We start from the raw sequence: 19,732 nt of genomic DNA, 5'->3' as shown, positions 1-19,732 counted from the left end.
CGTGTCCTGCTACACCATGAACCCATGAGCGACCGAGCCACGACGCACCTCGCCGACCCCGAGACCGCCGGGCCCGGACCCGCACCGCACCCCGCGCAGGCGTTCGCCGGACGGACCTTCGACGCGATCCTGTTCGACCTCGACGGCACGCTGATCGACTCGACCGCGTCGGTCGAGCGCTGCTGGCTGCGGTGGGCCGAGGAGGAGCAAGTCCACCCCGACCGCCTGCGCGGCAGCCACGGCATGCCGGCGGCGGAGATCGTCGCGCGGCTGCTGCCGCCGGAGCGCGTCGCCGCCTCCGCCGCGAAGATCACGCACTTCGAGGTGACCGACACCGAGGGCGTCGTTCCGCGGGCGGGCACGCTGGAGGCGCTCGCCTCGTTGCCGGCCGAGCGCGTCGCGATCGTCACCTCGTGCACGCGCCCGCTGCTGGACGCGCGCGCTGGCGCCGCAGGCGTGATCCAGCCGCAGGTCGCGGTCACGATCGACGACGTCGAGCGTGGCAAGCCGGACCCGGCGCCGTTCCTGCTCGGCGCCAGGCTGCTGGGCTTCGAGCCCTCTCGCTGCCTCGTCGTCGAGGACGCGCCGGCCGGCCTCACCGCCGCGCGCGCAGCGGGCTGCGCGACGCTCGCCGTCGACGGCACGCACGAGCTGCGGCTGCTCGACGCCGACGCCGCCGTGCCCGATCTGACGCACGTGCGCTTCGTGACCGGGCCCGACGGCGTGTCGGTTCAGGAGCTCTGAGCGGGGCTCAGCCGCGCGAGAACGGCAGCACCGACGTCAGCCAGGTCACGAGCGCGCCGGGCGTGCGCGACTGCGTCAGGATTCGGCCGGGGCCGGTGAACTCCATCACGAGGCCCTCGCCGCTCTTCAGCGTCGTCATCAGGCCCTTCGTCACCTTGCGCGTGGTGAATTGCGTGGACGGATCGAACGCGACGACGTGGCCGGAGTCGAGCACGATCGACTCACCCGCGGCGAGGTCGACCGTGTCGAGCGCGCCGTAGCAGGAGACGATCACCTTGCCGCTGCCGGAGGCGTGGATGAAGAAGCCGCCCTCGCCGCCGAAGAGGTTCTTGAAGCCGCCCCACTTCGTGTCCAGCTCGACCGTGTCGGAGGAGGCGAGCCAGTTGCCCTTCGCGATGTTGACCGCCTCGCCCAGCTCGATCACCTGCAGGTCGCCCGGGAGCGTCGCCGCGACGTCGACCCAGCCGCCCTGCGACGGCGCCGTGTAGGACGAGATGAACAGCGACTCGCCGCCGAGCACGCTGCGCTTCAGTCCCTTCATCAGGCCGCCCTGCATCTTGGCCTCTATCCCGACGCCGCCGGAGGTCGCCATCATGGCGCCCGACTCGGCTCTGATCGACTCGCCGCCGGAGAGCGTGCAACGGGCGACGGCGAAGCTTGGAGAATGGCGCAGGGAGACGTTCATACCCCGATACTCGACGCTCGCGCGGACGGACTTGAGGGCCCCGCGGCGGCTCCCGGCGTGCCGCCGCTGCGCCGCTTAGAGTGCGCGCGTGAGCCAGCAGCCGCCGCAGCCGCCCGCCGTGCCCCCGGCGCCGCCCGCACCGCCGGCGCCGCCCGCCCTCCCAGCCCGTCCGCAGCGCAAGCAGGTCGAGCTGATCGTTCCGGTCCGCACGCTGCTGCTGATAGCCGCCTTCGGCGCGGCCGTGATGCTGGCGCTGCTGTCGCTCGGCGCGCTGCTGTCGATCTTCGTCGCCGGCGTGCTCGCGCTCGGGCTCGACCCCGTCGTCAGCGCGCTCGTGGAACGCGGCTGGCCGCGCGGCCGCGCGGCGCTGACCGTCTTCGTCGGCCTGTTCCTCGCCGCCTTCCTGATCATCGCGATCACCGTCGGCCCGCTGTGGGGTCAGGTGCACGACTTCATCGAGCACCTGCCGGAGTATTGGGACGACCTGACCAGCAGCAGAGCGTTCGAGACGTTCGTCTCCTCCGGCAACCAGGACACCGTCAGAAACGCGCTGAAGGACCTCGCCTCGGGCCTGCCGGAGGCGGCGACGACGCTGCTCGGCGTCGCGGGCGGCGTCTTCGGCTCGCTCCTCTCGCTCGTCACGCTCAGCTTCCTCGCGCTGTTCCTGCTGATGGAGCGGCCGAAGATCACCGACTGGCTGTTCGGCTTCGCGCACCCGGCGGTCGAGGCGCGCTGGCGCCCGATCCTGGAGGAGTCGATCAGGGCGGTCTCCTCGTCGCTGATCGGCAACGTCGCGATCTCGTGCGTCGCGGGCACGGTCGCGGGCCTGTCCGCGTGGGCGTTCGGGCTGCCGTTCCCGATCGTGCTGGCGGTGATAGCGGCCTTCCTGGACCTGATCCCGCAGGTCGGCGCGACGATCGCGGCCGTGATCCTCGTCGCCGTCGCGCTCACCGTCAGCCCGCTCGCGGCCGGCGGCATGCTCGTGATCCAGCTGATCTACCAGCAGATCGAGAACTACGTCGTCTACCCGCTCGTCTACCGCCGCGCGGTCGAGCTGACGGCGTTCACGACGATCGTCTCGGTACTCGTGGCAAGCTCGATCCTCGGCGTCGTCGGGGCGATCCTCGCGGTCCCGTTCGCCGCCGTGCTGAAGATCGTCATCCGCGAGGCCGGCCGGCCGCGGCGCGAGCGGATGGAGTCGATGCGCGCGCCCGTCGCGGCGGTCGAGACCCCGGCCGGCGCAGCGGCCGACTGAATCGCCCGGCGCGGCGACGGGCGGACCATCTACCCTGCGCCCCATGACGACGAGTGCGGCGGAGATCGAACAGCAGAAGCAGGCGTCGGCGGAGGCCGCGGCGCTGCTCGTGGAAGACGGCCAGAAGGTCGGGCTCGGGACCGGCTCGACGGTCGCGTACCTGCTGCCGGCGCTCGCCGCTCGCAACCTCAAGCGGATGCGCTGGGTCGCGACCTCGCCGCGCACCGAGGCGGCGGCGCGCGCGCTGGGTCTGCAGGTCGAGCCGTTCGAGCTGTCGGAGCTGGACGTCGCGATCGACGGCGCCGACCAGGTCGCGCCCGACGGCTGGCTGATCAAGGGCGGCGGCGGCGCGCACACGCGCGAGCGGCTCGTCGCGGCCGCCGCGGACCGCTTCGTCGTGATCGCCTCCTCCGACAAGACCGTCGAGCGGCTGCACGCTCCGGTGCCGCTGGAGCTGCACGAGTTCGGCCTCGCCTCGACGCTGCGGCGGCTGCCGATGGCGCGCCTGCGCCCGGACACCCCGCGCTCGCCCGACAACGGCCTGATCGCCGACCTGCACGAGCCGATCGACGACCCGGCCGCGCTGGCGCAGCGGCTGGAGGCGACGCCCGGAATCGTCGACCACGGCCTGTTCCCATCTGCGATGGTGCACGACGTGCTGATCGCGCGCGCGAGCGGCGTCGAGCACCTCCGCATCTGACCGCAGCATGTGAGATCGAGAGGAACGTCGTCGATGGACCTGACCGCACGCGAGATCCACCTCAGACAGCGCCCGCACGGCGAGCCCACGCTCGACGACTTCGCGTTCGTCGAGCACGAGCTGGCGGAGCCGGCCGAGGGCGAACTGCTGGTGCGCAACCACTGGCTCAGCGTCGATCCGTACATGCGCGGACGCATGAGCGATCGCACGTCCTACATCGCGCCGTTCGAGGTCGGCGCGGTGATGGACGGCGGCGCGGTCGGCGAGGTGATCGCCTCCGGCGACGAGCGGTTCGCGCGCGGCGACCGCGTCCTGCACGGCGCCGGCTGGCGCGACCTCGCGCTGATCCCCGCGCGACGCGCGCAGAAGGTCGACGCGACGGTCGTGCCCGAGCAGGCGTACCTCGGCGTGCTCGGGATGCCCGGCCTCACCGCGTACGCCGGGCTCGTCGAGGTCGCGCCCGTGAGAGACGGCGACGTCGTGCTGATCTCCTCCGCGGCCGGCGCGGTCGGCAGCGCCGCGGCGCAGCTCGCGCGGCTGCTCGGCGCCACGCGCGTGATCGGGATCGCCGGCGGGCCGGCCAAGACCAGCTACGTGATCGAGGAGCTCGGCTGCGAGAGCGCGATCGACTACAAGCAGACGCCGGTGCGCCCGCAGCTGCGCGCGATCGCCCCTGACGGGATCGACGTCTTCTTCGACAGCGTCGGCGGCGAGCAGCTCGAGGCGGCGATCGGGTCGCTGCGGGTCCGCGGCCGGATCGCCGTCTGCGGCGCGATCTCGATCTACAACGCGACCGAGGCGACGCCCGGCCCGCGCAACCTCGACCGCCTGATACAGACGCGCGGCCAGATCCGCGGCATGCTCGTGGGCGACCACGTTCACCTGCGCGACAGATTCCTCGCACAGGTGGGCGGCTGGATGGCGTCCGGCGCGCTGCGCTACCGCGAGACGATCGTCGACGGCTTCGAATCCACGCCGCAGGCGTTCATCGAGCTGCTGAACGGGGCGAACATCGGCAAGATGCTGGTGCGGGTCTAGTCAATCGCCGCCGCCGCCGGCAGGGTGCCGCCGCGGGCTCACGCGCTGCCGCGGACTCCCGTGCCGACGCGCTACCAGCGATGCCCGACGAAGACCGGTTCCGGCACGAGCCGGACGCCGAACGCGCGCTCGACGCCGGCGGCGATCTCGCGTGCGAACGCGACCAGCTCCGCGGTCGTCGCGCCACCGCGGTTGACGAGCGCGAGCGTGTGCTTGGAGGAGATCCCGACGCGGCCGCGCGCGGTCCCGCGCTCGAAGCCGGCGTGCTGGATCAGCCATGCGGCCGACGTCTTGACGCGGCCGTCGGGCTCCGGGAACGCCGGCGGCGGCGGATCGCCCGCGGCGGCGGCGAGCGCGGCGAACGCGTCCGCGGCGAGGATCGGGTTGGTGAAGAACGAGCCGGCGCTGACCGAGTCGGGATCGGCTGGATCGACCACCATCCCCTTGCCGCGCCGCAACCCCAGCACCGCCGCGCGCACGTCGGCGAGCGGCGCCCGCGCCCCGACCGCGACCCCGAGCGCCCGCGCCAGCTCGGCGTAGGCGATCGGCGTGGGAGCATCACCCAGCCCGAACCGCACCGACAGCACGATCCGCTCGTCGCGGCCCTTGAACGCGCTGGTGCGGTAGCGGAAGTCGCAGTCGGCGGCCGGTAGCTCCAGCACGTGCCCGCTCGCGCGGTCCAACACGCGCACCGCGACGATCGTCTGGCTGACGTCCTGCCCGTAGGCGCCGACGTTCTGGATCGGCGTCGCGCCCGCCGATCCGGGGATGCCCGACAGCGCTTCGATCCCTGCCAGCCCGTGCTCGACGGCGTACGCGACGACGCCGTCCCACGGCTCCCCGGCCTGCACGTCGAGGATCGCCTCGTCGCTTCCCACAGGGGAGATCCCGTACGTGCGCACGTGCACGACGGTGCCGTCGAAGCCGGCGTCGGCGATCACGACGTTGGAGCCGCCCGCCAGCACCAGCAACGGCTCGCCGGCCGCGTCCAGCTCCGTCACGGCGCTGACCAGCTCGGTCTCGCTCGTCACCGCGATCAGCCTGCGCGCGGGTCCGCCGAGCCGCAGCGTCGTCAGCGGCGCGAGCGGCGTCGCGATGGTGTCGGATTGAGACCTGATCGGCACGGACCGCGACGATAGCGACCGGCGCGCGGACCGGGCGCGGAGGGCTGGCCACCCGCTTGGCGTCGCCCGATCGGCAGCGCAGCGACCCGCGCGAGACCGCTCGGCGCCTCGCGCGGTCGGCAGCGAAGCGACCCGATCGAGGTCTCGATGCTGACATGCCCAGCCGCCATATGCAGGCGATCTTGTAACGCCTGCCGCCGCGACCGCTACCTTCTTGCGACGTGTCGACACGATCCAACATGACTCGAGCACGGACGCTCCTGCTCATAGCTGGTGCCCTGCTGCTGCTCGCAGCCGTGGGCGTCGGCTTTCTCGGCTACAACGCGAGCGCCGCCAGCGACCGCATCCCGAAGGGCGTGACGATCGCCGGCGTCGATGTCGGCGGCAAGTCGCCGGCCGAGGCGCGCGTGCTGCTGAAGAGACGCGTCGGCAAGCCGGCGCAGCGATCGGTCAAGGTCGAGGTCGACGGCAGAACCGTCGAGCTGAAAGCGTCCGACGCGAGAGTCGGCATCTCGTTCGATGGCGCGATCCGCCGCGCGCTTGCACATGGCGAGCAGGGCAACTTCCTCCAGCGCGGCTGGCGCGAGCTGACCGGCGGCAGAGTCGAGGGCAACGAGAAGATCATCGTCGCGGTCAACAGAAGAGCCGTCGCCGCGTTCGTCGACAGAATCACGAGATCGGTCGAGAAGCCCGCCGTCGACGCCTCGCTGGCGATCGCCGTCGACAGCGTCTCGGTGACCGAGTCGCAGGACGGCGCGAGATTGAAGGACCCGGCGAAGCTGCAGAAGCAGATCGTGCGGGCGCTGCACCAGCCGCGCGGCGAGCGCAGCTTCAGAGCCCAGACGATCGTCGTCCCGCCCGCGAAGACGACCGACCAGGTGTGGGAGGCCACGCCGACCGTCGTCACCGTCTCGAAGTCGAGCACGACCGTGCGCGTCTTCGTCAGAGGCGAGCTGACGACCAGCTACGGCGTCGCCGTCGGCTCCGCCGAGTACCCGACGCCCGAGGGCCAGTTCGTCGTGCAGTCGATGCAGGTCGACCCGCCGTGGAACGTCCCCCAGTCGGAGTGGGCGGGCGACCTCGCCGGCCAGACGATCCCGGGCGGCGCCCCGAACAACCCGCTCGTGGCGCGCTGGATCGGCTTCAACGGCTCCGTCGGTTTCCACGGCACCGCGGACATCGGCTCGCTCGGCAGCGCCGCCTCCCACGGCTGCGTCCGCATGGACCCCGCCGACGTGATCGACCTCTACGAGCGCGTCGACATCGGTACGCCCGTCCTCGTCGCCGCCTAGCGCGACGGAAGAGGTTCGATCGCGAAGAGCGTGAGCACGTTGCCCAGAGGGCTTTGGGCACCGAAGTTCGCCTCGTCGCGCAGGCATGCCGCCGCCGGCTCGCCGACTCCGTCAACATGACCCCATGAGCGACGAGCACCACGACCCGCGCCGGGACGGGATCGCTGCCGCGGCACAGGCGCCGACGGCGAGCGCCGCGTTTGCGGAGGCGCTCGGCGGGCCGCTCGGGATCATCGAGTCGGCCGTGCCGGCGGCCGCGTTCGTGATCGCCTACAGCATCGGCGGCCTGGAACCGAGCAGCGCCGCGATCGTCGCGGTCGCGATCAGCGTCGTGATGGCGATCGCGCGGCTCGTGCGCAGACAGACGGTCCAGTTCGCGCTGTCCGGGCTCGCTGGGATCGCGATCGCGGCGTTCGTCGTCTCGCGCACCGGCAAGGCGGAGGACTTCTTCCTCCCCGGCCTGCTGCTGAGCGGCGCCTACGTGATCGGTCTCGTCGGCTCGATCGTCTTCCGCTGGCCGGTCGCCGGCGTCGCGCTCGGCCTCGTCTCGCAGACCGGCATGGGCTGGCGCAGAGATCCGGACAAGGTCCGCATCTACACCCACGTGACGTGGATCTGGGTCGCCGTCTTCGCCGCCCGCCTCGCGGTCCAGCTGCCGCTCTACTTCGCCGGTGCGGTCGTCGCGCTCGGCGTCGCGAAAGTCGCGATGGGCCTGCCGCTGTTCGCCGTCGGCATGTGGCTGTCGTGGCTCGTGCTGCGCCAGGAGGGCGCGCTGCAGCCGCGCCCGTCGTCGGGCTCAGAGCCCGACGACGCAGCCGCGCCGCACTAGGCGCCCGCGCCGATCTGCTGCTCCGCCCAGCGCTCGACCATCTCGCGCTGGACATGGGTGAGGTTCGGCTCGCGGCCCTCTTCGAGCGCTCTGGCGGCCTGCGCCAGGGTCATCCCGACGCCGGTCAGCACGCTGCCGATCAGCGGGGGCACGTCGCTGCCGCAGACGCCGCAGCCGCAGGTGGGATCTGAGTAGCTCGCCATCGTCGTTCGAAGATAGCGAGCCGGAGACGCGAACGGCGGCGGCCCTCGCGGGCCGCCGCCGTCTGCTCACATCACTTCAAGAGTGACGTGCGCCTCAACGCACCGTCACCTTCGCCGCGACGACCTTGTGGCCGTTCGCGACACGCAGCGTGTAGCGGCCGCGCTTGACCTTGCGGACCGGCTTGAGCGCCTTGACGCGCCCCTTCGCGTACGTGCGGCCGTTTCTGACGAGGCGGGCTCTCGTGCTGGAAGCCGCCGCTCTCGCGCCGAACGTCACCGTGCAGGCGATTCTCTGGCTGCTGCTGGTGCCCGTGATCTTGCACGTGACGATCGCGTCGCGGCCGTTGGCGCCTCTCGCGCCGGTGTCGCCCTTCGGGCCGACGGGTCCGACCGGACCGCTCGGACCGGCGGCGCCGTCTCTGCCGTTGGTGCCGTCGACGCCGTTGGCGCCGTCTCTGCCGTTGACACCGTCGACGCCGTTGGTGCCGTTCGTCCCGTCTCTGCCAGCCGGGCCCTCCGGACCAGCCGGACCGGGCTCGCCCTGATCGCCCTTGTCGCCCTTGGGACCCTCCGGACCGGGGATGCCGGTGCCCGGCTCGTCCTCGCCCGGACCCTCGGCGGCGGCCAGTGCGGCAGCCTCGTCGCCGATCGCTCTCGCGGCCGCATCGCCCAGCTCGCTGTCATGCGCGACCAGCGTGCCGGCGATTCTGCCCCAGCGGTGCGCGAGCGCATCGACCAGCAACTGCGGGCGCAGCGAGTTCGGCACGCCTCTCGCGGCGGCGATCAGCTGCGAGATGCCCGTCACCGACGGGACGACCGTGAAAGACGCCGTGGCGGTTCTGGTGGCACCGGTGCCGCTGCTCGTCGTCAGCCTGACGGTGTGCGCGCCGAGCGCCAGGTCGGCGGCGCGGACGGTCGCGCCGTCGGCGATCGCAGCGCCGTCGAGCGTCGCCGCAGCGGACGCCGCGGCACCCGTGTCGATCGACAGCGAGAACGACTCGCCGCGCTTGTACTGCGCGCCGTCGACCGGCGCGAGGATGCCGGCTCTGGTGACGCCGCCGCTTCTGCCGGCCGTTCTCAGGCCCCACTCCCAGCCGGTCAGCTCGCCCGGCTTGTTGGTGATGATGCCGTCGACGCCCTCGTCGCGCATCAGCGCCCACTGGTTGGGGTCGTCGACCGTGTACGGCATGACCGCGATGCCAGCGGCGTTCAGCGCGGCCGTCACCTCGGGCTTGCCGCGCAGGGCGCCCCAGTCGGGGTTGTACGCGACGACGTCGAGGCTTCTCGCGACGGCGACCGGGTCGGCGTCGAGCGCGCCGCGCAGCGTCGCGAGCGGGACGTCGGCGTTCGCCTCGCGCGCGTAGCGCAGCTCGTTGTCGCCGAAGCTCTGGATGATCGTGCGGTCGATCATGCCGGCGTCGACGACCTCTCTGACGATCTTGGCGACCTGCTCTCTGCTCTGCGGCGCCTTGATCTCGAGCAGGAAGTCGGCCGGGCTGAGCTTGACCTCGGTCAGCAGCTCTCTCAACGTCTCCAATCTCTGGCCGGCGTAGGCCGGCGCGAACCAGCTGCCGGCGTCGAGCACGTCGAGGTAGCTGTCGGTCAGGTTCTTGATCGCGCCCGTGCCGTCGGTCGTGCGGTCGACGGTGTCGTCGTGCGAGATGTACGGCGTGCCGTCGGCGCTGGTCGTGACGTCGGTCTCGACCCAGTCGGCGCCGGCGCGCGCACCGGCCGCCTCGGCCGCGAGCGTGTTCTCGGGCGCGATCGCCGAGTAGCCGCGGTGGGCGATGTTGCGCGGGTAGTTGGTGCCGTCGTTGGGCTGCACGAGCGACAGACGGTCGAGCTTGGTGACCTTGACGTCGTCGAACTCGACTCTGCCGCCGTTGACGACGAAGCCGAGGCCGCCCGACTGAGAGCGCTGCAGCGACGTGGTCGACTGCGTCAGCACGTCGTTGAAGTACCACTCGCCCCGGTTGCCGTGCACGACGATCTTGACTCTGACGTCTCTGCCGGTGCCGGCGGCGGTCGGAGCAGGCGCGGCGTTGGTCACGACCCACGCGTTCGCGACGGTTCTCTGCGCGAACTCGGTGCCGTTGGCGGCGGTCGAGCCGCTGCGCATCGCGGCATGCCACCACGGCGCGCTGCCGTCGGCGGGCATGTCGAGCGCGAGCGCGGCCCATCGCGCTGCGTCGGTCACCGTGACGAAGCGAACGGTCGCCTCGAACTGGAAGTCGTGCAGGTGCGGGCCGAACGTGATCTTGTTCGTCGTCGCGCTGTTCGGGGAGACGCCGGTCAGACGGCCGTTGGCGACCGTCCACGTTCCGTCGATGGCTCTGAAGCCGTCGGGGATGGTGGCACCGTCGAAGTTCTCGGCGAGGACCGTGACGGGGTCTGCGAGCGCGGGCGCGGCCGTCGCGCCGGCGAGCGCGCCGGCAGCGGCGACCGTGCCGAGCAGCGCGGCCATTCTGCGGGTGATCATGCGACTCCTGTCGGGGATTCGAGGGGGTACGACGCCGCCAACCTAGGAGCCCGACTACGACAGGTTGTAGTTGAGATGTCATTTTGATGTGATGGAACTGAGACCAGACCTTCAGGTCCAGTCACAGCCGGAAGCACCACTATGCTGGCCGGATGGCTCCACGCGGTGGCATCGATCTCGGCGGAACGAAGATCCAGACGGTCGTCGTCGACGACGACAACAGAGTCCTCGGAGAGGCGCGGCATCCGACCCCGTTGACGGGCGGCCCGCAGGACGTCGCGGACGCGATGGCGGCCGCGCTGCGTGAGGCCGCGGAGGCGGCCGACGTGGCGATCGGCGACCTCGGCGGCGTCGGCGTCGGCTCACCCGGCGCGATCGACGCCGGTGCCGGCAGCGTCGGCCAGGCCCGCAACCTGCCCGACTGGGACGGCGTCTTCGCGCTTGCCGACGCGCTGTCGAGACAGCTCGAGGGCGCGACCGTGAAGCTCGGCAACGACGTCTCGGTCGCGACCGACGCGGAGGTCCAGCTCGGTGCCGGCAGGGGCGCCCGTTCGCTGCTCGGCGTCTTCTGGGGCACCGGCGTCGGCGGCGGGATCGTGCTCGGCGGCAAGACCTGGGACGGCGAGGGCGCGGCTGGCGAGCTCGGCCACGTCGTCGTCAAGCAGGGCGGCGCGAAGTGCCCGTGCGGCCGGCGCGGCTGCCTCGAGGCCTACGCGGGCCGCGGCGCGATGGAGGCGCGCGCCCGCAAGCGTCACGACGAGGGCGAGAAGACCGATCTCTTCCACTTGATGAAGAAGCACGACAGACCGCGCCTGACGAGCGGCATCTGGCAGCGCGCGCTGGAGGGCGGCGACAAGCTCGCGATCGAGCTGATCGACGAGGCCGTCGAGGCGCTCGGGACCGGCGTCGCCTCCGCCGTCAACCTGCTCGACGTCGAGGTCGTGGTGATCGGCGGCGGGCTCGGGCTGCGGCTCGGCGAGGAGTACCGCCTGAAGATCGCCGGCGCGATGCAGCCGCACCTCTTCAACGACGACCGTCCGCCGTCGATCCGCCTGGCGGCGCTCGGCGATCTCGGCGGCGCGGTCGGCGCGGCGCTGCTGGTCGCCTGACCGCTGCTGGTCGCCTGACCGTTTCGGCGCGGCTGGTTCCGCCCCCGGGCCGGGACGGGTAGGCTCGGTTCGCCGGAGGTCGAATTCGAGTCGGAGGAGTGACGTGGCGTGAGCGCAGGATCGATCGGAGCGGATCCCGAGGGTCTGCTCACGCCGGATCGCTTCCAACAGGTGGCGCAGGAGATCGAGAACGCCGTCGGCGCGGCGATCATCGGTCAGCGCGACGCCGTGCGCGGGACGCTGCTGTGCCTGCTCGGCGGCGGGCATGCGCTGCTGGAGGGCGTGCCCGGCCTCGGCAAGACGACGATGGCGCGGGCGTTCGCGTCCGGGCTGTCGCTGGAGCACCGGCGGGTGCAGTTCACGCCGGACCTGATGCCGGCCGACATCACCGGCACGACGGTGCTGACGCAGGACGACGGCGGCGGCGCGGGCGCGCAGCTGCGCTTCCAGCCCGGCCCGCTGTTCGCCAACCTCGTCGTCGCCGACGAGATCAACCGCGCCGCGCCGCGCACGCAGAGCGCGCTGCTGGAGGCGATGCAGGAGCAGACGGTGACGATCGGCACCGTCACCCATCCGCTGCCGCAGCCGTTCACCGTGCTGGCGACGCAGAACCCGGTCGAGATGCGCGGCACGTATCCGCTGCCGGAGGCAGAGCTGGACCGCTTCCTGCTGAAGCTGCTGTTCACGTTCCCCGACGAGGCGGAGCTGACCGAGACCGTCACCCGCACGACCGCCGGCGCGCCGCCCGCGCTGCCGCAGGTCGCAGACGCCGCGACGCTGAACGCGATGATCCGGCTCGCGCGCTCGGTCCCCGCCGCGCACCACGTGATCGGCTACGCCAGCCGCCTCGTGCTCGCGCTGCAACCGGATCGCGACGACGCGACCGAACTGGCGCGCCGCTGGATCCAGCTCGGCCCCAGCCCGCGCGGCGCCCAGGCGCTGTGCGTCGCCGGCCGCGTCACCGCGCTGCTGGAAGGCCGCGCCAACCTCGCCTTCGAGGACATCCGCGCCGTCGCCCTCCCCGCCCTGCGCCACCGTCTGCTGCTCTCGTTCGAAGCCGAGCGCGAGGGCGTGACGGCGGACGCGATCGTGGCGGACGCGCTCGAGCGGGTGGTGGCGGAGGCGGCGTGAGCGCGGCGGGCGACGACGACCCTCTCCTCGACGGGGCGACGCTGCGGCAGCTCCAGCGGCTGCGGCTGCGCGACCTCGACGCGATCGTGCGGGCGCTGCTCGGCGACGTCGCAGCCGGGAGCGGGAGCGGCGGGCGCGGGATCGAGTTCGCCGAGTACCGCCCGTACGCGCCGGGCGACGACCTGCGGCGGATCGACTGGAACGTCTACGCGCGGCTGCGGCAGCCGTTCGTTCGGACCTCGCCGCAGGACAGCGAGCTGGGCCTTGCGCTGCTGCTCGACGGCAGCCGCTCGATGGGCGATCGCGGCGCCCCCGCACGCCGCCACGCCGAGCGGATCGCCGCGCTGCTGGGCGCGGTCGCGCTGATGCGCGGCGGGGTCGTCCAGCTGACCGTTCTCGCCGACGGCGACGGGATGAACGGCGAGCCGTTGAGCGGCGAGCAGCAGGTCCCGATACTGCTCGACCAGCTCGAGCACCTCCCGCGCGGCCGCTCGACCGACCTCGCCGCCGGCATCGGAGCCCGCCGCCCGCTGGCAGCCGGCGTCGAGTTCGCCGCCCTCCTGACCGACGCCCTGATCGACCTCCCCGCGCTCGACGAAGCGCTCGCCGCACTGCGCGGCGTGCGCGCGGCGACGTTGCTGCATGTGACGGAGGAGGGCTTCGCACCAGCCGCCGCGGCGGCTGGTGCGGGCGCGAGCGGGACCGTCGGCGGGCGGACGAGCGGCGCCGCACGCGCAGAACGCGAACCGCTCGGCCCGGTCGAGCTGATCGATCGCGAGACGGGCGAGTCGCTCACGCTCGACGTGACGCCGGAACTGCTCGCCGCCCACGCCGCCGCGCTCGACGAGCACACGCAGGCGGTGGCGCAGCGTTGCCGCGCGCTCGGAGTCGGCTACGTCCACATGCCCGCCGGCGTCGACCCCTTCGCCCAGGTCGCCGCGCTCGCCGACGCCCAGGAGCTGCTCACGTCAGCGCGGTGAGCGGGACGCCCGGCGGCGCCAGCCGCAGCGCGACGGCCGCCAGGAACGCGAGCAGCGCGGCGAGCGCGAGCGCCCACCACAGCTGCGTCACGCCGCCGGCGAGCGCGTCGGGGTTCGCGGCGGCCAGCAGACGGCCGCCGGTCGCGGCGGTCAGCGGCCCGAGCGCGGACGATCCCTGCGGCCGCGGCAGGTACTCCGCGGCGTACGGCACCGCGAGCGCAGCGCTGGCGCTCGGGACCGTCCCGTCGCCGTCAGCGACCGTCGCGCGGTAGATCCCGGCGGAGAGCGCACCCGCCGCCACCTCGTACCGGCTCGGCCCCGTCTGCGTGAAGGTCAGCGCCACAGGTCTGCCGTCGGACCCGGCCAGGGTGCCGGTCAGGTCGGCCAGCTCCAGCGGTTCGTCGGCGTTCTGGAGCGGGTCGACGACGATGCGGTCGGGGTCGCCGGACAGCAGCGCGGGCGTCAATGCGGGGGTCGCCGAGGCCCGCTCCGCCCAGCGCGTCGCGTCCTGCCACAGGCGTGTCTCTCGCGCCCATGGACCCGCGGTCGTGGGCGCGACGCCCGGCGTCCACACGACGACGCGGCCGGAGCCGTACTGCCAGTGCGCGAGCACGGGATCGGTGCGGTGGCCTCTGTCGGCGCCGAGCAGATCGGCCTGGGCGCCTGGGCGCAGCGTCGTCACGACGTTCTCGCGCAGCGGCGCCAGCGCGCGGCCGGCGAGGCTGCGCACGATCGCGCTGTCGGTCCCCTCGCTCACCGCGATCCGCCCTCTCACGCGCGTCGGACGCGCGGTGCGGCGCGCGTCGGAGGCGAAGATTCTCGGCAGCCGACGCGCGTCGGAGGTCTGGTAGTAACGGCCTCTGGTCGTCGTCGCGATCGTCTGCAGCAGTCTCGTGTCCGCCTGCGCCCCGAGCGCGACGGCCGAGACGGTCACGTGCTCCTGCGCGAGTCTTCTCAGCAGCGGCGCGTAGTCGGCGTCCTCGCTGACCCCGTCGCTCATCAGGATCATGTGCCGCTGCGGCAGTCTGCTGGTCTCGATCTGCTCGGCGGCCTGGCGCAGCGCGAGGTAGATGTCGGTGCCGCCGTCGGCCTGCAGCCCGTCGATCGTTCTCACCACCGCCGGCACGCCCGCTCTGGTCAACGGCGCGAGCGGCACCAGCACGCGCGGCGTGATGTCGAACGAGACGATCCCGAACTGATCTCTGTGGCTGGCCGCGAAGCGCGCCCCCACCCGCGCCGCCGCCTGCGCCATCCCGATCTTCGGCACGCCGCCGGCGAGGTCGGCCATGCTGCCGGAGCGGTCGAGCACCAGTTCGAGCGCGAGGTCGCGCTGCTGCCGGTTGCCCGGTCTGAGGCTCGTGACCGGCAGCGCGGCCTCCAGCGGCGAACCGGCGTAGCGCCCGAGCGAGAAGCTGTCCGGCCCCCCGAACGCGACCAGCCCGAGCCCGCCCCGCACGGCCGCCACGAGCGCTTCGGCTCGCTCGGCTCCGAGCGCGGTCGCAGAGACGTCGTCGAGCACGACGCCGTCGATCCCGTCGTAGCCGTTCCCGCTCGCTGCGGTCGATCCGGAGGCGTCCCCGCTCGACGGCGACCCACCGGACTCGCCCGCGCTGGTCGGCAGCGCCTCCGGGCCGACCGACTCCGCCGCGATTGCGTCCGCGCGCAGCGTCGTGGTCAGCGACGAATCGCCCCGGGCGACGACGAGCACGCGCGGCTCGGCCGTCACCCGCACGGCGGCGTCGAGCGCGTCGTTGCGAGCGATCCGATCGCCCGCCAGCGTGACCTGCAGGCGGAAGCGGTGGTCGCCCGGCGTTGCAGGCGCTCTCAGTGCGAGCTGCAGCGGCGTGTCGCCGGCCCTGATCGCCAGCCGCTGGGTGCCGGCCGGAGCGCCGTCGCGGGTCAGCGACGCGGTCACGGTCGCCGCGACCGTCGAGTGAATCGTCGCCTGCAACGGGAGCGGATCTCCCGCATGCACCGCCGCCGGAGCGTCGAGCCGCGCGAGCGCCGCATCGCGCCGGCCGTCTGCGAGCTGCACCCCGTCGATCTGGATCCGTCGAGCACGCGCCAACGCGGCGATGGCGGAGAGATCCTCGTTTGCCGTCGCCGCGCCGTCGCTGACGACCACGAGCCGTCCGCCGACTGCAACGCGGCCGAGGGCGAGACGCAGCGCTCCGGCGAGGTCGGTCTCACCGGGCCGCAGCGCCACGCGCGCCGCACCGGTCGCAAGCAGCGCTGTGGTGCGCTGGAAGCGGCTCGTGCCGGCGAACGTCACGACGCCCGTCGCGTGAGCAGGGCCGCCGTCGCGCGCCTTCGTCAGCCATGCCGCTTCATGCGCGGTCGCCGCGGCGTCGATGCTCGCTGAGCGGTCGAGCAGCAGCACCGCCGGTGTGCGCGATCCGTGTGTCAGCTGCGGCTGCGCGAGTGCCAGCACGAGCAGCAGGCATGCGGCCAGTCGCAGTGCGCGCGCCGCACGATCGCGTCTGCCGATCGCAGGCCGCCGCACGGCGAGCGCGACCGCGAGCGCAGCGACCGGCAGGGCGAGCAGCAGCAGGAGCGGATCGGCGAAGCGCACTGCCTCAGCGCTCCCGGGCGGGTCGAACGATGGCGCTTCTCACGAGCGCCACCGGAGGTCGGACCGGGCTGCGGCGCGCCTCACGCGCGTGGCTCCTCTGAGCGCAGCGAACCGCTTCGAAGCGCGAGCGCCGACTCGAGAAGCAGCAGCGCCAGCCCAACGACCAGCAGCCACCACGCGAGCGACGACCGAGCGGGCGGCGCCGTGGCCGCCCCGGCAGCGTCCGCGAGGTCGATCGCCGCACCCGGCGCGATCGCCGTCGCGACGGGCTCGACCGCGAGCGAGCCCGTCCTCGCGCTCGTCTCGCTCGCCCGCCGTTGCATCCCGTTCACGAGGCCGGCCGCAGGGGTGAGCGCGACCTCCCCGTCACCGCGCCGAAGCGAGCGGGTGCTCGTCTGGCCGGCGGCGTCGCGTTGCTCGAGGCTCGTCCGCAGCGTGCCGGGCGGCTGCTCGACGGCGATCGGCGAGGCGGCGCCGGCCTGGGCGGGCAGCCAGCCCTGCGACCAGGCGAGCAGGTTGGAGATCAGCAGCGGGAATCCGGCCAGTTGCGGCAGCGTCGACTGAGCCGGATCGAACGTCAGCAGCGCGACGCGCTGTCCGTCGTCGACCCCCGAAGCGATCAGCGGCCCACCGCGCGCCCACGCCGCGGGCGTCATCCAGCGCGGCAGCCGCACGCGCGCAACCGCGGCGGGATCGATCGCGAGCGAGGTCAGGTCGACGCCGGCCAGCAGCGGATCGGCCGCGTCCTCGCCGGCGAGACGGGCGTCGGCCAGGTGGCCGGCGATCGTGCCGCCGGGGATCCGGGACGGGTGAACCAGGAGGAGCGCGGCGGCGGGTGGGAGCGACGCGGGGGACGCCTCGTCCTCTGTGGATGCTGGCGACCCAGCCGAGCCGGACGCGGCCGAAGCCGATGTGGTCGAGCCAGATGTGGTCGAAGCGGGCGCGGCCGCCGGCAGCGCGCCGTCGATCACCAGCAGGTCGCTCGCACGCGCGTCGGCGACTCTATACGTGTCCGGGGCACGGAGTCTCACCTCTACGCCGGGCGTCGCGGCCAGTGCGCCGACGAGCGGGATCGCCCCGGCGCCGCTGCCGACGACGGTCACGTGAACCGTCTGCGCGCCCGGCACGACCGCATACGCGACGTCGTCCGCCGGCAGTGCGTCGCTGCCGGCGATTGTCAATGTGAGCCGCGCGCCGGCCGGCACGCGGAAGACGACAGGAGCCGAGCCATGCGCGGGGACCGCGACCGTCGTCGCGCTCGCGAGGTTCTCCGCGTCGGAGACTTCGACACGCGCGCGAACCGGGGACGCTCCGGAGCTGACCACGCGCGCCAGCAGCTCGCAGCCGCCGTCCGGAAGCCCGCAGCGCGTGGACACGCCGGACAGTCCGCGATCCGCGATCGGATCGCCGACGGACGTCACGCGCAACCCGGCGCCGCGGCCGGTCGCCCCCGCCCCGCTCCTCGCCACCGGCACCGGGTTCTCCGGCGCGTGCAGCAGCTCGATCGGATCGGACGGCCGCACGCGCAGGCCGGCGGCCAGGCGGACCGCTGCACCGAGGTCGGCGGGGCCGTCGGTCGGGGTCATGCGATCCAGCGATCCGCGCGCCTCGCGCGCGCCGCCGGAGAAGCGCACCGAGGGGTCGGCGGTCGCGAGGACGATCCGCACGGGCGCATCCGAGGAGAGTGCGGCGAGCCGCCGCGAGAGCAACCGCCGGGCCGCGTCGAAACGTGTCGATCCGCCATCTATCGCCTGCATCCAGATCGAGTCGTCGAGCACGAAGACGTGCGTGGCGGGCCCTTCGGCCGCCGAACGGACCGGTCGCGCCAGACCGGTCACGAGCACGACCAGCGCGAGCGCCTGCAGGGCGAGCAGGAGCGGCAGCGGCGGCGGGCGCAGGCGGCGACGACGCTGCGGCGGGACGGCGTCGAGCGCACGCCAGCCGATCAGGCTCGCCGTCTCCCGCCGTGGCAGCCGCCGCCCGCGCAGGTGCAGCGCGACCAGCGGCACGAGCAGAGCAAAGCCCGCCAGCGCCCAGGCGCTCAGCAGCGTCACGGCCGGCCGGCGAGCAGGCTCAGCTCGCGCAGGTAGTCGAGCAGCAGGGTCTGCTGGCCACGGCCGAGCGGGGTGGCGGCGGATGGAATGTAGGGGAACGATCCGCCCGCCGCAGCGCCCGCGCCGGCGACCTGCTGCGTGCGGCTGCGACCGCCGCCGCCGCTGCCCTGCTGACCGGGTCTCGCGGCGCCGCCGCCCGGTCTGCCGGGGGCGAACTCGCCCTGCAGCGGCAGGCCGACCGAACCGGCGGTCTGCTGCTGCGGCGCTGTCGGCGCGCGCTGCGTCGTGCCGCGCTGGTGACCGGCCTCCGTGCCGCCCGTCGGGGATCCGCCGGTCGCGCTGCTCGGCGACGACGCGCTTCTCTGCGCGCCCCCGGACGGAGATGGTGCGTTGCCAGATCTGCCCCGCGATCTGGTGGTGTTGCCGGGCGTCGTGGTCGACGCGCCGCCGCCTCCGCCGGGCGTGCTCGCGGCGCCGCTCGGCGTCGGGCTGCCCGGCGATGGCGGCTTCGTGACCGGCGTGATCGCACCGGCGCGCGCGCCGCCGCCGGCCGCCGGACTGGTCACGTCCGGACCGTTCGCGTTGCGCGTGCCGTTCGACGCTCCGCTCTGCTGTCTCTGCCCGGCTCCACCCGCGCTGTTGCGCAACGGCGCAGCGCCCGCATCGTTGACGTCGGGCTTCAGACCCGGGCTCGTGTAGCTGATCGTCGGCTGGCCCTGCAGCCGCTTCAGCAACCGTCTCGAATACGCGCTCGCAAACGGATTGCTGCTGTAGGGATTGGCCGACGACGGCACGCCGCCGCCGGTCGGTCGCGGTCGTCGCGCCTGCGATCTGCGATCGCCTGCCGCGGCGCCGGCCCCGCTCGCCGCGCCTCTGCGCTGAGCCGATACCCCGGGCTGCGACTGCGACGACGTCTCGGCGCCGCTCAGCACCAACGCGACGACGGCGACCACGCCGGCCGCCACGACCACCGCCCCCCACTCGCGCGGCGCCCGCCGCAGCCGCGCCCGCCGCGCGTCGAGGCTCCACGCCAGCGCATGCTCCGCCTCCGCGACCACGCGGGTCGCCAGCGAATCTCCCACGCCCACCAGGACCGAAGGATTGCTGCCGCTGGACGACAGCGATCGTTCGGTCCTCCCGGCCCGCGGGGCGGGCGCGGTCAATTCGAGGGCTGTGGCGAGGCGTTCGGACAAGGCCAGGCGGTCGTCGAGCAGGCGGGCGACCGCGGACAGCGACGGGCGCCGGCGCAGCAGAGCGCCGCACGCGATTAGCGACAGCACGCACGGGACCGCCACGACCACGGCTACGCCGGAACCCAGCAAGCACAGCAGCGCCGCGAGCAGCAGCGCGACGATCAGCCACCGCCGCGCCAACGCCAGCGCCCGCACGCGCGCGATCCGCACGCGCCAGCGCTGCAGGCCGGTGGTGAGCGGGACGCGATCGACGCCCCGCCCACCATCGCGCTCGCCAAGCACCACCACCACGCCCGGCTCAGCCGTCAGCCACCTCGCGATCCGCCGCGCGCCGGCGCTCACAC

The 19,732-nt window shown here is 73.4% G+C and carries 16 protein-coding genes; 9 read left to right on the top strand and 7 right to left on the bottom strand.

Annotated elements, in window-relative coordinates:
- Nucleotides 1–24: 24 nt before the first annotated feature.
- Entirely contained in the window at nucleotides 25–744 is a 720-nt protein-coding gene (locus Q7L65_RS09340) for an HAD-IA family hydrolase (RefSeq protein ID WP_304720643.1), read from the top strand.
- A 7-nt stretch (nucleotides 745–751) separates the two neighbouring features.
- On the opposite strand, the gene Q7L65_RS09335 is transcribed toward Q7L65_RS09340, so the two are convergent.
- Nucleotides 752–1,429, bottom strand: coding sequence for a TIGR00266 family protein (locus Q7L65_RS09335; RefSeq protein ID WP_304720642.1), 678 nt, complete (start codon nucleotides 1,427–1,429; stop codon nucleotides 752–754).
- A gap of 88 nt (nucleotides 1,430–1,517) precedes the next feature.
- Between Q7L65_RS09335 and Q7L65_RS09330 the strand changes: the two genes are divergently transcribed.
- Genes Q7L65_RS09330 through Q7L65_RS09320 form a run of 3 tightly spaced genes read left to right on the top strand, consistent with a single transcriptional unit; the run spans nucleotide 1,518 to nucleotide 4,422 of the window.
- Nucleotides 1,518–2,684: an AI-2E family transporter gene (locus Q7L65_RS09330; protein ID WP_304720640.1), complete on the top strand. Its 1,167-nt coding sequence runs from the start codon at nucleotides 1,518–1,520 to the stop codon at nucleotides 2,682–2,684.
- Between the two features lie 43 nt (nucleotides 2,685–2,727).
- Nucleotides 2,728–3,384: a ribose 5-phosphate isomerase A gene (gene rpiA / locus Q7L65_RS09325; protein WP_304720639.1), complete on the top strand. Its 657-nt coding sequence runs from the start codon at nucleotides 2,728–2,730 to the stop codon at nucleotides 3,382–3,384.
- 33 nt (nucleotides 3,385–3,417) lie between these two features.
- Nucleotides 3,418–4,422 carry an NADP-dependent oxidoreductase gene (locus Q7L65_RS09320; RefSeq protein ID WP_304720637.1) on the top strand — a complete coding sequence of 335 codons (1,005 nt, stop codon included), beginning with the start codon at nucleotides 3,418–3,420 and terminating at the stop codon, nucleotides 4,420–4,422.
- Nucleotides 4,423–4,493: 71 nt separating this feature from the next.
- Here the strand turns inward: Q7L65_RS09320 and Q7L65_RS09315 are convergent, their stop codons facing one another.
- On the bottom strand, nucleotides 4,494–5,540 hold the full coding sequence (locus Q7L65_RS09315) for a UDP-N-acetylmuramate dehydrogenase (protein ID WP_370552543.1): 1,047 nt from the start codon (nucleotides 5,538–5,540) through the stop codon (nucleotides 4,494–4,496).
- Between the two features lie 245 nt (nucleotides 5,541–5,785).
- Here Q7L65_RS09315 and Q7L65_RS09310 point away from each other — a divergent pair, with 245 nt between their 5' ends.
- Both Q7L65_RS09310 and Q7L65_RS09305 read left to right on the top strand, forming a co-directional pair.
- On the top strand, nucleotides 5,786–6,838 hold the full coding sequence (locus Q7L65_RS09310) for a L,D-transpeptidase/peptidoglycan binding protein (protein WP_304720634.1): 1,053 nt from the start codon (nucleotides 5,786–5,788) through the stop codon (nucleotides 6,836–6,838).
- A gap of 124 nt (nucleotides 6,839–6,962) precedes the next feature.
- The gene (locus Q7L65_RS09305) at nucleotides 6,963–7,667 is read left to right on the top strand and encodes a DUF3159 domain-containing protein (RefSeq protein WP_304720632.1); all 705 of its coding nucleotides are present in this window, start codon (nucleotides 6,963–6,965) and stop codon (nucleotides 7,665–7,667) included.
- On the opposite strand, the gene Q7L65_RS09300 is transcribed toward Q7L65_RS09305, so the two are convergent.
- Entirely contained in the window at nucleotides 7,664–7,870 is a 207-nt protein-coding gene (locus tag Q7L65_RS09300; protein WP_304720630.1) for a hypothetical protein, read from the bottom strand. The genes Q7L65_RS09305 and Q7L65_RS09300 overlap by 4 nt on opposite strands.
- A 94-nt stretch (nucleotides 7,871–7,964) precedes the next feature.
- Complete coding sequence (locus Q7L65_RS09295; protein ID WP_304720629.1) at nucleotides 7,965–10,349, bottom strand: glycerophosphodiester phosphodiesterase family protein; 2,385 nt, start codon at nucleotides 10,347–10,349, stop codon at nucleotides 7,965–7,967.
- Nucleotides 10,350–10,501: 152 nt separating this feature from the next.
- Here Q7L65_RS09295 and Q7L65_RS09290 point away from each other — a divergent pair, with 152 nt between their 5' ends.
- The 3 genes from Q7L65_RS09290 to Q7L65_RS09280 all read left to right on the top strand — a co-directional run bounded on the left by Q7L65_RS09290 (nucleotide 10,502) and on the right by Q7L65_RS09280 (nucleotide 13,569).
- Entirely contained in the window at nucleotides 10,502–11,458 is a 957-nt protein-coding gene (locus Q7L65_RS09290) for an ROK family protein (protein WP_304720628.1), read from the top strand.
- Nucleotides 11,459–11,566: 108 nt separating this feature from the next.
- Nucleotides 11,567–12,589: a MoxR family ATPase gene (locus Q7L65_RS09285; protein ID WP_304720627.1), complete on the top strand. Its 1,023-nt coding sequence runs from the start codon at nucleotides 11,567–11,569 to the stop codon at nucleotides 12,587–12,589.
- Nucleotides 12,586–13,569 (top strand): DUF58 domain-containing protein, encoded by a 984-nt coding sequence (locus Q7L65_RS09280; protein ID WP_304720625.1) that lies wholly within the window; start codon nucleotides 12,586–12,588, stop codon nucleotides 13,567–13,569. The genes Q7L65_RS09285 and Q7L65_RS09280 overlap by 4 nt, the downstream gene beginning before the upstream one ends.
- Here the strand turns inward: Q7L65_RS09280 and Q7L65_RS09275 are convergent.
- From Q7L65_RS09275 to Q7L65_RS09265, 3 genes are all read right to left on the bottom strand, one after another.
- Complete coding sequence (locus Q7L65_RS09275) at nucleotides 13,553–16,141, bottom strand: vWA domain-containing protein (RefSeq protein WP_304720624.1); 2,589 nt, start codon at nucleotides 16,139–16,141, stop codon at nucleotides 13,553–13,555. The two genes, Q7L65_RS09280 and Q7L65_RS09275, sit on opposite strands and share 17 nt — an antisense overlap.
- Nucleotides 16,142–16,221: 80 nt before the next feature.
- Nucleotides 16,222–18,195, bottom strand: a complete 1,974-nt coding sequence (locus Q7L65_RS09270; protein ID WP_304720623.1) for a VWA domain-containing protein — start codon at nucleotides 18,193–18,195, stop codon at nucleotides 16,222–16,224.
- On the bottom strand, nucleotides 18,192–19,730 hold the full coding sequence (locus tag Q7L65_RS09265; RefSeq protein WP_304720622.1) for a hypothetical protein: 1,539 nt from the start codon (nucleotides 19,728–19,730) through the stop codon (nucleotides 18,192–18,194). Before Q7L65_RS09265 ends, Q7L65_RS09270 begins: the two co-directional genes overlap by 4 nt.
- Nucleotides 19,731–19,732 lie beyond the last annotated feature (2 nt).

It is taken from the genome of Conexibacter sp. CPCC 206217, assembly GCF_030646165.1.
GTDB lineage: Bacteria > Actinomycetota > Thermoleophilia > Solirubrobacterales > Solirubrobacteraceae > Conexibacter.
Note: the sequence above shows the minus strand (reverse complement) of the source record. Positions and strands in the feature narration are given on the sequence as shown.